Raw genomic sequence first — 12,872 nt, 5'->3', positions numbered from 1 at the left:
CATGACAGTTAATACTTTTACGACAGTAGTCCTAGAATTCTTTATTTATGCGATGATCGGCTGGCTGTGGGAAACTAGTTTGGCGGCAGTTAAGCAGCACAAGTTTGTCGACACTGGTTTTCTAATTGGTCCGATTACACCAATTTATGGTTTTGGGGTGCTGGGCGTCATCTACTTATTGGAACCGTGGCAACATCAGTTGGGCTTACTGTTTATTTTTGCCACGATTTTAGTTTCATTATTGGAATATTTAACTGGTTTTCTCTTGGAGAAGCTATTTCACACCAAATGGTGGAATTATGAAAAAGTACCTTTAAATATTCAAGGCCGCGTGGCGCTACCAGTGTCAATTTTCTGGGGCATTTGTTGCGTGTTAATTATTCGGTATGTTCAGCCAGAAGTCGCACAATTAGTTAATTGGTTACGCCACTTTGGCTTGTTGCTACCAGTTGGGCTAATCGCCGTAGGTTCCTTTGATTTTGGCTTTACTTTGGCCAACTTACAATCTTTCCGGCAAAAATTGGAGAAATTGGAATTGGCGGTTGAAGAACGCCGGACGCAACTCAATGCTGACGTTACCAATTTACGGACTGATGTTCAAGAAAACTGGGACGACTTTTTGACCCGACATCCTCAGAATCAGGCGCGCTTGTCTAACCTGAATTTTGGACAACGGCATTTGTTACGTAGTTTTCCTAATTTACGAACAGATAACGATAAGGTCAGTACACATCTTGACGATATTCGTGAGTTAGTGGTGGCATTGCGTAAGAAGAGCAAGCAAGATAAGCGGAAATAGTCGCTTGATAAGGCTAGCTCAAAATTAAGTTAAGCTAAATAAAGTAATCATTAAAAAACCACGTTGACAATTTTCAAAGTCAACGTGGTTCTTATTTTCGACAGCTAGCAGATAAGCATTATTTTGTCACGACCATTTAAGCAATAATCAGGGTGTTAATCTTCTGCTTCTGCAGTAGCTGCTTGCATCTTACCAAGAACTAGCCGAGCAATCGGTCCGACAATCAATAATTGTAACGGCAAAGCCATGATTAAATTAAAAATCCAAGTGTTGCCATAAGTCGCGAATGCATTGCCCGCGCCGAATAATTTGCCTTCGACAATCAGACCAAAGAGTGACATGAAAGTGACCATGCCCAAAACCATGCAAATTGAAATAATAATGCCAATCAACATTGGTTTATTTTTCTTAATTTCATCAGTAATGAAATATTTAAAGGCTACTTTTTTGGCGACCGGACCAACGACAAATAAGTCTAGCAAAATAGCAACGGCTAATCCTAAAGGATAGCCACTAATAATGGCCATTGGTAAACCACCGAAAAATCCATTGGCGCGAATAATATTATACGCAGTCATGACCAAGACCATCAGGCCAGCCATAATTGCTGTGAAAACAACTTCTTCTTTTACATTTCTAGGCATCTTATAAAAACTCCTCTTCCTTAGTGACTCGATTGGTTAGTATAGCACTTAAAAGCCACTCTTCGTAAGTTACAAATTGATGACATTTATAAAAAAAAGAGATTGCTTTTCTGAAAGGTGAATTTATTCGAATTAATTAAGAGACCAAAATAGAAATTCTTAAAGTCTAGGAATGCGTTGAAACGGCACTGATTCTGACGCCATTGCGGGCTGTTTGTCGGGATCACTGAATAGTGCATTAAAAAAACCTACATGACATTTTCTGGATTTTCAGGAAATGTTATGCAGGTTTTGTAAGTTATTGGCAGCTGTTTTTAAATAAGGTATTCAATTCCGTTAGCTTTAATACTATTGGTTGCTTGGATAGCTCAGCGGTCATCACTTTTAATTTAGCAGGTCTGGGCACTATTTCTTACGACCAATATCATAATCATCATCTTTCATAGCGGCGACGTGCCCAAGCAGATAACCATTACCAACTTGCGAGAAGAAGTCGTGATTAGCAGTGCCGGTGGACAGGCCGTTCATGACGATGGGATTAACGTCATCAGCACCATCTGGAAAGAGTGGGTCCTGACCGAGATTCATCAGCGCTTTATTGGCGTTATAACGCAGGAATACTTTGACCTCATCAGTCCAGCCAACTGAATGATAGAGTTCTTCAGTGTAACGCTCCTCGTTATCATAAAGATTATACAACAAGTCGTACATCCAATCTTTCAGCTTAATTTGTTCGGCTTCAGCAAGCTCCTTGAAACCTAGTTGGAATTTATAGCCAATATAGGTGCCGTGAACCGATTCATCACGAATGATCAATTTAATAATTTCAGCCACGTTGGCTAACTTGTTGTTGCCTAAATAATAAAGTGGGGTGTAGAAGCCAGAGTAAAATAAGAATGACTCCAAAAAGACACTGGCGATTTTCTTTTCTAAAGGTGTGCCAGTTTGATAAATCGTATTGATTTTTTCAGCCTTAAATTGCAAATATTCGTTATGGTCGGTCCAATCGAATATTTCAGTAATTTCTTCACTACTGCATAAAGTACTGAAAATAGAAGAATAGCTTTTTGCGTGAACAGATTCCATGAATTGAATGTTATTGAAAACGGCTAGTTCCTGCGGTGTACGAATATCGCGACGTAGCTGATCAATACCATCTTGCGACTGCAAGGTATCTAATAAGGTTAGACCACCGAAAACGTGATTAACCACATTTTTTTCTTCAGGAGATAAACCGCGCCAGTCATCTAAATCATTTGATAAAGGAATTCTAGTGTCAAGCCAGAATTGCTCGGTTAACTTCTCCCAAGTTGCCTTATCAATGGCATCTTCAATGCTGTTCCAATTAATGGCTTTGTAATAAGTTTTGACCATGATTAACTCCTTTATAAATTCGCTGGTTAAAATATTGATCTGAATTTCAAACATGCTCTAAAAAATGGCTCGTCGGGAATAGCTTGCTATCCTGTCTTAATAGGAAATGCATGTTCAGTGTGTCAACTCAGATCAAGACGGCATAGTGTCAAAATCAATTCCATTTAAAGCCTTAAATCGTGCAACTTTCACAGTCATTACTGCCAATTTCTTGCGAGTTATCTGTAAAAGTTCGCACGTAATAAATTGACTTGATACCTTGGTAATAAGCATAGTTACGCAGAATACTCAAATCACGGGTCGTTTGTTCGGGTTCCTTTTTCCATTCATAAAGACCCGCTGGTAAGGTAGCACGCAGGAAAAGCGTCAGGCTCATGCCTTGGTCAACGTGCACTTGGGCAGCAGCATAAGTATCAATCACCTTGCGCATATCGGTATCGTAAGCGGACTTGTAATAGGGCAGGGTCCGGTTGCTTAGCAATGGCGCTGGAAAATATAATTTACCGTTCTTTTTTTCAGTCCGTTCCTCAATTAGGCGAGTAATTGGATGGATGCTGGCACTAGTGTCGTTGATATAAGAAATTGACCCTGTTGGTGCAACTGCTAGCCGATTCTGGTTATAAAGACCGTCTTTTTGAACTGCGCGACTTAATTCAGCCCAATCAGTTGGGCCGGGAATAAAAATATCTTTAAATAAGTTTTGGACGATCTTGAGTTTCGGTTGATAACTGGTTTCTTGGTAACGCTGGAAATATTTGCCCGTCGCATAATCTGAATCAGCAAAACCAGCAAAACTTTCCTGACGTTCACGAGCAATTTGATTACTAGCGACTAAGGTCCAATAATTTAGCAACATGAAATAAGTGCTGGTGAATTCTAATGCCTCAGGTGAGCCATATTCAATTTCATTGTTAGCGAGGTAAGTATGCAAGCCCATAGCACCTAAACCAATGGCATGGCTCTTTTTATTGCCGTAAGCGACTGTTGGCACGGCCACAATATCTGATTGGTCAGAAATGAAGGTTAGTGCCCGGACCATTGTACTGATGGATTGACCAAAATCAGGGCTTTTCATTAAGTTTAAAATATTAGTTGAACCCAGATTACAGCTAACGTCGCGCCCCATTTTAAGATAATTTTGACCATCATCTAATTCAGCGGGTGTTTGGACTTGCAAAATTTCCGAGCAAAGATTACTCATAATGATTTTGCCAGGGATCGGGTTGCTGCGATTAGCGCTATCAATATTAAGAATATAGGGATAGCCCGACTCTTGCTGGAGTTTACTAATTTCATTTTCTAATTCTCGCGCCTCAATGTAATACTTGCGAATCTCAGGATTAGCTAACAAATGGTCATATTCTTTAGTGATATCAAGGTAAGAGAAAGGCTGACCATAGACTCGTTCCACGTCATAGGGACTGAATAAGGCCATTTTTTTATTTTCGCGAACTAATTCGTAGTATTTATCAGGCACGATGACACCGAGCGATAGTGTCTTAACGCGAATTTTTTCGTCGGCATTTTCTTTTTTAGCGGACAAAAAAGAAATGATATCGGGATGAAAGACATTTAAATAAACGGCGCCAGCACCTTGCCGCTGGCCGAGCTGGTTACTGTAGCTGAAGCTATCTTCTAACAGTTTCATGACGGGTAAAACACCACTTGAAGCACCACTGATTCCTTTAATTGGCGCACCTGCTTCACGTAAGTTCGACAGTGTAATGCCGACGCCACCACCAATTCGTGATAATTGTAAGGCACTGTTAATGCCACGACCAATGCTGTTCATATCATCGGTGATTTGAATCAAGAAGCAAGAAACGAATTCACCACGCCGTTTGCGACCAGCATTAAGGAAACTAGGAGTAGCTGGCTGGTAGCGTTGGTGGATCATTTCGTCAGCCAATTGTTCAGCCAATTGCTGGTTACCATCTGCAAAGTAAAGCGCATTAAATAGCACCCGATCGTTGAAATTTTCTAAATAAGTGGTGCCGTCGTTGGTTTTTAAAGCGTATTGATTATAAAATTTGTAGGCCGCCATAAAGGACTTGAAGTGGAAATTCTGCGTGTCTAACCAAGCTGCTAACTTTTCAATAAAAGCTGCTGGGTATTGCTTAATAAAAGCTGTTTCTAAATAGTCATTGGCCATTAACCAATTAATTTTAGCAGTAATTGAAGGAAAAGATTTGGTGTTTGGGGCGACATTTTCTGCCAAGAAAGCGGCCAAGGCTTCTTGATCTTTATTTAAAGGAATCTGACCGTCAACAGGTCGATTTAATTCGTTATTGAGTTTAAAATAAGAAATTTGGTTAAGATCGAGTGTTTTGAGACTCAAGTTGTTGCACCACCTTTTTAAATTTACGCACATCGGCTGGTGTACCATTGAATTCAAAGTCAAAGACAATAGGTACATTTAAGCCCTGAGCAATGTCTTTGGCATTATGAATATAAAGTTCGTTGAAATTGCGGTTACCCCCACCAGCAATTCCGACCAGCTGTTGATGATTACCATGATAACCAAGGAATTCGACCACCGGTTCCAGCATTTCGTCATCATAGGTGGGAATCACCAGAATAAAGGGTTCACCCATTTCGTGATAAGGATCAGCATCGGTGATTTCATAGGCTGCTAAGCCAGTTTTTTCGATAAAACGCCGAGTTTGGCCGGTAATTGAAAAATAAGCGAGTTTCATTGGCTAACCAACTAACTTTGCTAATTCAGCCGGACGAAAACCAGCAATTGGTTGGGCAGATTGTTCGCTGAAAACTAGTGGGACACTACTGAATCCTTTTTCACGTAAATAATCGGCGGAAGCGGGGCTTTCACTGATATTAATTTCCTTGAACTCAACGTGATGCTCAGCGAGATAGCGTTTTGTCATTCGGCATTGCATGCAACCATTTCGAGTGTAGACAACAATTTTGTTCATAAATAAAATCCTCCTGCAAATTATTCTTGAAGCTGGGATGTTTCGATTAGGAAAAACCACTTAAGATTGATTATGATTATAGGCGCTTTTGCTTTTTAACACAATATATAGTGTCTGAACTGGAAAATGAATACTATTTATTGAGTAAAACGTTTGTTCGCGTCTTTTATGCGCTTGATTTTTAAATAGATGAATAATCAGAAAAACGGTTACTAGTTGGTAGCTCGCGATTTTGAAAAAATTTAGTCTTTTTTTAAGGCCAATTAGTGGCTAGTTTTATGCGAAAAAAGTGAATTAATCTCGGATTAAGCTGGTTTATAGCCGATAATTATAGTGTGAAGGGTAGTTTTATGAATGGGAATAATACATCTCTTCAGGTATATTGCTAAATGAAACAATATTTGAGAAATATGTAAAAGCACTGTCAAATAATCTCACGAGATTACTCAGCAGCGCTTTTATGTGTAGAACTTAATATTTAGTGTTTAAAAGACCTTAATAAAAAATGTGACTTTTGTATTTTCAATCCTTAGTTAAACTATGTTAAGGAAGTATTGTCCAGGGGTACCAACGACGTATAATTGATAATCTTTTCGATATTTTAGGCTGGAAAGTTTCTTAGATTCTCCTGGCTTTAATGTGATTTTATCGAGTAATTGATGATTGTCATTATCAATGATACGAACCTCGATTGTGTGTTCACTCGCAACATCGTTAATAATTTCCTTCCTGTAAAGAAAGTTATCAAGTCTAAAAGTAGTGATTCGGACTGGTTTATTTCTTACAGAAAGTTGAAGCTGATAAGTGCTGTTTGGAGAGATAATATCATGTATTTGAGCATTTTCTTGGTATAGCGTATATCCTGTGAAGATCAATAAAATTATAAATAGTGGTAATAAAATCCGTAAATATATTTTTCTCTTTTTCCCTTTTCGTTGTTCCAGACTCACTTTTTTAACCATAGTTGCATCCTCCCTTAATAATTGATCGAGGGAGAGATTGAGCGAATCGCTTAACAGGACGATCGAATCCAAATCGGGATAATTGCGGCCGCTTTCCCAATTTGAAACAGCAGAACGAGAAATATTAATTCTTTCAGCAAGTTCTTGTTGCGTTAAATTTTTATCGTTACGTGCTTGTTTTATTCGTTGACCAATGATTGTCAATAGTCTCACCTCAAATATTATTATTAAATGTGAACGTAAATATGAGCAAGTTAACCATACTGACATTATGACTGAGATGTGTCAGTAATAGTAGATTTTTACGAAAAATTGAATGACAGTAAATGTGGCATGTTGATGTGACGCTGTTTTACAAAAAGGTGTGTTTTTATTATTTACAAAATAAGTTAAGGTTTCAATTGTATTAAAGAAAAATAATGGAGGTTGTTTTTATGAATAAAAAGATAATTGCAACAAGTTTGTTAACGGGAGCGCTATTGATAGGAACTATTTGAACGGGTACTGTTTCAGCGTCGACGTCTGAACAAGACAATATTAAACAGGATAATCAGATTAGTCCGCGAGTTAAATGGTCCGGAAATGCCTATCTGACAACTTCAGCCTATTCTAATGTTACTAGTTCAAATAATTTTTTTAATGATCGTCCTGTAGTAACAAATAGCTCGGGTAATAAAGGTTCGATTAAAGTTATGGTGATGAATGCTCGTGGTCAGCAGGTTGGTAGCGTGAAGACTATTGCTAAAGGAAAATCGGCCCGGCTGGACTCAATTCCTTGGAATAGTGGCACATATACATTAAGAGCTAAGGCGTCAAGCAAAAATGGTACTTATCTAATCAGCATAGATTAAGACTGCTCATTATATTAAATTATGAATTTTAAGTTTTAGTTCTCATTGTCAGCAAGATGTAGCTAACAACTAACTGGTGATGACCGTAATTTTTTAATTGTTCTATTCAAATAATTATTAAAGATTAAGGTTTGTTACCTCAAGTGTAGATGTTTTAACGTTATTAAGTAATATCTTGCACTAATTAGCAAAATTAACACAGAGAGTGCGTGACAAAGGGCAGTCAGCCGGTGCGCATTTAACATAAAATCCCGAGCAATTCGTGAGAATTGCTCGGGATTTTGGCGTTAAGCGGTGCCGATGCCTTTTGAAAATTTAAGCTGAGTAATTAGTTACTTGCTGAATTCTAATTCTGGCGTTAAAGCAGCACAGATTAGCTGAATACCACGGTCTATTTGTTCATGAGTTGCGCCGGCGTAACTTAAGCGAGCGCAATTGCAGACGTTTTTCCGGGCATACAAATTTGTTGATGGTACGAAGAGGACGTGATTTTCAGGTGCAATTTTTTCACGGAGCAAGTGTTCAAGGTTAACATTGTTTGGGCCCATTAACCACAGGAAAAATCCGCCTTCCGGATGAGAAAATTGGTAGCCACTTGGTAGATACTTAGTTAAGGCGGCGCTCATCCAATCACGATGTTCGCGATAGTCCTGTTGCAGCTTTTGCCAATGAGCTTGAAAGTCGTTATGCACGAGATAATCAGTGACAGCTTGCTGAATAATTGCCGGTGTTTCCAGATCGCTGCCATCTTTCAGGAGACGAATTTCAGTTAGTAAGTCTGGCGTTGCTACCAGCCAACCTAGACGTAATCCCGGTGCCAGAATTTTAGAAAAACTGCCTAAACTGATGACATGACCACTATTGTCTAATGCCTGTAACGCTGGCAAATCTTCGCCAGCAAAACGTAAGTGACGATAAGGGTCATCTTCAAGAATGATAAAATGATATTTTTTAGCTAAAGCAATTAGTTTTTTTCGTTTGGCTAGGGACATAACAAATCCAGTTGGATTCTGGAAATTAGGGACAGTATAAAGAAATTTGATGGTATTGGTAGTCAGTAATTGTTCAAGGAGGTCGACATCTAAACCGTCGGCCTGCATCGGAATTTCTAGATAATCAGGTTCATAAGCCGAGAATGCTGCTAAGCCGCCAATATAAGTTGGGGCTTCAATCGCGACTTTATCATGTTTATTCAGTAGTAATTTGGCCACTAAGTCCAGTCCCTGCTGCGCACCTTGAGTGAGTAAGATTTGTTCCAAAGTGACAGTGGTCCCCTCGGCCGCCATCATTTGCTGTAAATAAGTTCGTAGTGGTAAATAGCCCTTAGCATTGTGGTATTGCAAAGGATTATCAGTTCCTTTTAACAATACGCGCTGAAAACTAGTTGCCAGTTCAGCTTGTGGAAATAAGTGTTCATCTGGTAAGCCACCAGCGAAAGAAATAGTGACATCATCTGGATCGGGGATTAGATCCTCAATTCCAGTCTGACTGGTTGCTTGAATGCGCGTTGCAAATTCTTTGGTCATCATGGTAAGCATCCCCCTTATTTTTACTTCAGTTGTATGTTAAACTATTTCGGAACAATAGTAAAATTCAAGGTTCTAAAATAAAGGTGAAATAAATTCACTTAAGAGGGATGAGCCTGATGGCACTTTTTCAATATCAAGTTTTTGCAACGGTTGTTAGTACCAAAACATTTCGAGCCGCAGCTGAGGCGCTACATGTCACACCTAGTGCAATTAGCCACTCAATTAGTCAATTTGAAAACGAGTTGGGTTTTCCATTATTTGTTCGTCGGCGGACTGGCGTTGAATTAACAACAGATGGTGAAGCAATATATCCTTTGGTGCAATCGATTCTGAATATGGAAGGACGTTTGCAGCAAGTGGCCGCCAATATTCAAGGATTAAATGCTGGTTCTATTCGCATTGGGGCTTTTAGTAGTGTTTGTATCAATTGGTTACCAGCAATCATTCAGAAGTTTCGCCGCCAATTTCCGAAGATTGAAATTAGTATTGTTCAGGGTACTTTTGAACAAATTGAGGAAATGGTTCAGCAGGGCCGTGTGGATATTGGCTTTTCTACTTTACCAGTTGAAGATAATTTATTAATTGAACCGTTGATTCAAGATCCGATTTACTGTGTCACGCCGACAAGTTTTGTGCCCGAAAATAAGAAGAGTGTCACTTTAAGCGATATTGGCCGGCGACGATTTATTTTACAACAGGTCGATTATGATGGTGATACTAAAGCCGTTCTGGATCGCTATAATGTCACTCCTAATACAATTTCTTATTCGATTGATGATCAGTCGATTTTGTCGATGGTTGAAAGTGATTTAGGCTGGGGAATTTTACCAGAACTTGCTTTGCAGAAGCTATCAGGGCGGGTGCATATTTATCCGTTTTCAGAAACTTATCATCGAACGATTTGTTTAGTAACTAATCGCGCTCAGGCAGAAACGCCGTCAACGCAGCTATTTATTAATACGATTCATCAGCACCTAGCAGAAGTTTATGGTGATCGTTATATGGGTAAACGTTAGCAAGAATGGCTAATTTAAATTATTGCTCGATCGGCGGGGCCGCTCAATCAATAATTCAAAGTTACCCTACGCCAAAAATACGCTGTCCCTCGCAACTTTTTTCTGAATACGGTATAATTTAATAAAGGCTTTTTGGGAGGTATTTCAATGGGATCAGCATGGAATTGGATTGGCATTATCGCATGGTTGCTTGTTTTAGTTTTTTTGATTTTTATTATTCAGAACATTCGCCATCGTCATATTCGCATGATTATTATGTCGAAGAAAACTTTCAGTTGGCCGGTTTTGGCCACTGATTTGGTTTTGATTATCATTTTTCTTGCTGGCTTTACCTTTATGGGTTACCAGACCTTCTTTAATCAAGCCAATGTAACTGAAGAGCGACTAGTTAAGGTGAAGTATACGACTGAGCCGCTAGTGTTGCAGACGCAAGGTGATACTGGTTATATGGTCAAGGTGCAGCAAGGTGAAGGCCGGGCGGCTATTCAAACTTATACTTACTGGACTGAAGGTCATCAGAATCAAGTTAAGAGTATTCATGCTAGTATCGCCACTGGTAAAACACCGATTTCCATTGGTGGTAAAGTTTATCGCTGGCCAAGTAAAATGATTAAATCAGCTGATGAAGAGTACAGTCAGGCTTTTGCGGCAAGAGTTGTTGCCACTTACAAGCCGGGATTTTGGAATGGTTTAGGGATGCGCGTTGGCCATAATGCCTTGGACTACACGATGATCCGCGTACCTTCTAGTACATTTGTTAGTCAAGATGAGTAACTAGTTGTTAACATTAAGGGCAGTTATTGCTGGTTACTTGAATGTGGAAAGTTAGTTTTTAGAAAGTTTTGGGGTAATTTGATTGGGAAAAAAGCAGTTTGGGACTCGTGACTTATTTTTTACGGGTTCATTGCTATTTGGCTTGTTTTTTGGGTCTGGTAATTTAATCTTTCCCGTGGCTTTAGGCCAAAGTGCTGGTGCTAATTTCTGGCCAGCACTGTTTGGGATGCTATTAAGTGCAGTTGGGTTACCGTTGTTAGGCGTTTGCGCGATAGCGTTGACCCAGAGCAACGGTGTTTTATCATTAGCGACAAAAGTTGGTCAGCATTTCGGCAGGATATTTACGATTGCTTTGTATTTAGTGATTGGTCCTTTGTTTGTATTGCCACGTCTGGCCGATACGGCATTCGTTATTAGTTTTGGCACATTGACCACGTCGCCTTGGTGGCTCTTACTCTTTTCGCTACTATTTCTGGGAAGTGCCTATTGGTTGGCACGACGGCCTGGTAAATTACTAGATTATATCGGTAAAATTCTTAATCCATTATTTTTAGTACTATTGGCCTTGTTACTTGGAGCGGCCTTCATTAATCCAATGGGAGGTACGAGTCATCAACCACAGCCACAATTCGCTCAGCGGCCAATTAGTTCTGGCTTCAGCGTTGGCTACAACACAATGGATTTACTAGCCGCACTAGCCTTTGGTATCGTCATCATCACGTCGTTAAAGGCTCGCGGAGTGACCAAGCCCAAGTATCTGGCTTTAACCACTATCAAAGCTGGCGTGATTAGCACTGGCTTAATGGCTGTACTTTATGGCGCGCTAACTTATTTAGGCGCGAGCAGTGTTGCTAAATTTGATATTCAAGCAAATGGCGCTTTAACTTTAGCGCTGACGGCCCATTATTACTTTGGTCAGTGGGGGCAAGTTATTCTCGCCGCCATTGTGATTGTCGCTTGTTTAAAAACGGCGGTTGGTTTGATTTCGGCTTTTGGTGAGACGTTCACTGATTTATATCCTCAGTGGTCCTATCAACGGTTCATTCTGATTGCGACTGGTGGCGCCTTGCTACTCGCCAATCTAGGCTTGAATCAGTTAATTGCGTACTCTAATCCAGTTTTAATGTTGATTTATCCTTTAGCAATTACCCTAGTATTAAGTAGTTTGATTTCGACCTTGACGCAACCACCGCATTATTGGTCCTATCGGTTAGCAATGTTGTTTGTGCTGATTCCGGCAATCTTGAATGGCTTGTCTAATTTGCCAGCAAGTGTTTTTTCTCAGGTCAGTTGGCTTCATGGTTTTACGAATTGGAATATGTTACTGCCGTTTGCTGATTATGGGCTAGGTTGGCTGTTCCCGGCAATCTTAGGCTTGATGGTCGGTTTGCTATTAGATAATTTCTGGGACAAAGAATTGTAGTGACTAGGAATTTGTAAATGAAATAAGTTCACCATTAAATTGTTAACCTAACTGAATTTGAAATTGCTAAAAAGGCCCGAATAATTTGGCGACTGCTAGCAAGATTTTATCGCTTTATCTGGCGTCGACTTACTTCAATACACTTTTTAGTGGTTAGGATAATTATCGTAGGACGAATTAAATCGAATTTAATTGCAGTAGAAATATGCACCTCGCAAAGCCTGCCTGACAATTTCTGGTTTTCATACCCAGAAAACTTGTCAAACAGGCTTTTTTTAGTTTATTGAAATTATTTTTCTCAATCGTAATACTCAGATTAGTAACTGTTATTTGTAACTGATAGGCTATGCCGTTGCATTTGACTAGTGACCACAGATTAATCGGACAATCTTAAGACAATATTACCTATATTTATTAATAGTAATATGTTAAGATGACGGTGTAATAATAGTTATGATGCATTTTAATATTTTATCAAGAAATAATTATTGCCGGATTTAAAATTGAAGTGCAACACCTAAATGACTAGACCAAAAAGGCCATGAAGACCTATTCTTATAGTTACCA

General features: G+C 39.4%; 12 protein-coding genes. 5 read left to right on the top strand and 7 right to left on the bottom strand.

Annotation, left to right across the window (positions count from 1 at the left end; translation table 11 throughout):
- Position 1: 1 nt before the first annotated feature.
- A complete protein-coding gene (locus tag EKM81_RS06995) occupies positions 2-799 on the top strand; it encodes a putative ABC transporter permease (protein ID WP_125650215.1) in 798 nt (265 codons plus the stop codon).
- A 155-nt stretch (positions 800-954) separates the two neighbouring features.
- Here the strand turns inward: EKM81_RS06995 and EKM81_RS06990 are convergent, their stop codons facing one another.
- The 6 genes from EKM81_RS06990 to EKM81_RS06965 all read right to left on the bottom strand — a co-directional run bounded on the left by EKM81_RS06990 (position 955) and on the right by EKM81_RS06965 (position 6,916).
- Positions 955-1,443, bottom strand: a complete 489-nt coding sequence (locus EKM81_RS06990) for a DUF2798 domain-containing protein (protein ID WP_125650213.1) — start codon at positions 1,441-1,443, stop codon at positions 955-957.
- 405 nt (positions 1,444-1,848) lie between these two features.
- Positions 1,849-2,817 carry a class 1b ribonucleoside-diphosphate reductase subunit beta gene (gene nrdF / locus EKM81_RS06985; protein WP_125650211.1) on the bottom strand — a complete coding sequence of 323 codons (969 nt, stop codon included), beginning with the start codon at positions 2,815-2,817 and terminating at the stop codon, positions 1,849-1,851.
- Between the two features lie 172 nt (positions 2,818-2,989).
- Entirely contained in the window at positions 2,990-5,155 is a 2,166-nt protein-coding gene (gene nrdE / locus EKM81_RS06980; RefSeq protein WP_125650209.1) for a class 1b ribonucleoside-diphosphate reductase subunit alpha, read from the bottom strand.
- Positions 5,130-5,513, bottom strand: a complete 384-nt coding sequence (locus tag EKM81_RS06975; RefSeq protein ID WP_125650207.1) for a ribonucleotide reductase stimulatory protein — start codon at positions 5,511-5,513, stop codon at positions 5,130-5,132. Before EKM81_RS06975 ends, nrdE begins: the two co-directional genes overlap by 26 nt.
- Before the next feature lie 3 nt (positions 5,514-5,516).
- Positions 5,517-5,750 (bottom strand): glutaredoxin-like protein NrdH, encoded by a 234-nt coding sequence (nrdH, locus tag EKM81_RS06970; protein ID WP_125650205.1) that lies wholly within the window; start codon positions 5,748-5,750, stop codon positions 5,517-5,519.
- A gap of 533 nt (positions 5,751-6,283) precedes the next feature.
- Positions 6,284-6,916 (bottom strand): helix-turn-helix domain-containing protein, encoded by a 633-nt coding sequence (locus EKM81_RS06965; protein WP_164509249.1) that lies wholly within the window; start codon positions 6,914-6,916, stop codon positions 6,284-6,286.
- A gap of 332 nt (positions 6,917-7,248) precedes the next feature.
- Between EKM81_RS06965 and EKM81_RS11360 the strand changes: the two genes are divergently transcribed.
- A complete protein-coding gene (locus tag EKM81_RS11360) occupies positions 7,249-7,563 on the top strand; it encodes a T9SS type A sorting domain-containing protein (RefSeq protein WP_318531230.1) in 315 nt (104 codons plus the stop codon).
- A 332-nt stretch (positions 7,564-7,895) separates the two neighbouring features.
- On the opposite strand, the gene EKM81_RS06955 is transcribed toward EKM81_RS11360, so the two are convergent.
- Complete coding sequence (locus tag EKM81_RS06955; protein WP_164509248.1) at positions 7,896-9,092, bottom strand: aminotransferase-like domain-containing protein; 1,197 nt, start codon at positions 9,090-9,092, stop codon at positions 7,896-7,898.
- A gap of 116 nt (positions 9,093-9,208) precedes the next feature.
- Here EKM81_RS06955 and EKM81_RS06950 point away from each other — a divergent pair, with 116 nt between their 5' ends.
- The 3 genes from EKM81_RS06950 to brnQ all read left to right on the top strand — a co-directional run bounded on the left by EKM81_RS06950 (position 9,209) and on the right by brnQ (position 12,305).
- A complete protein-coding gene (locus EKM81_RS06950; protein ID WP_125650197.1) occupies positions 9,209-10,108 on the top strand; it encodes a LysR family transcriptional regulator in 900 nt (299 codons plus the stop codon).
- A 147-nt stretch (positions 10,109-10,255) separates the two neighbouring features.
- Positions 10,256-10,882 (top strand): LVIS_2131 family protein, encoded by a 627-nt coding sequence (locus tag EKM81_RS06945; protein ID WP_125650195.1) that lies wholly within the window; start codon positions 10,256-10,258, stop codon positions 10,880-10,882.
- A gap of 82 nt (positions 10,883-10,964) precedes the next feature.
- Positions 10,965-12,305, top strand: coding sequence for a branched-chain amino acid transport system II carrier protein (gene brnQ / locus EKM81_RS06940; protein ID WP_125650193.1), 1,341 nt, complete (start codon positions 10,965-10,967; stop codon positions 12,303-12,305).
- Positions 12,306-12,872 lie beyond the last annotated feature (567 nt).

The organism is Lapidilactobacillus gannanensis, from assembly GCF_003946675.1.
Lineage (GTDB): Bacteria > Bacillota > Bacilli > Lactobacillales > Lactobacillaceae > Lapidilactobacillus > Lapidilactobacillus gannanensis.
This window is presented reverse-complemented; position numbering and strand designations above follow the sequence as displayed.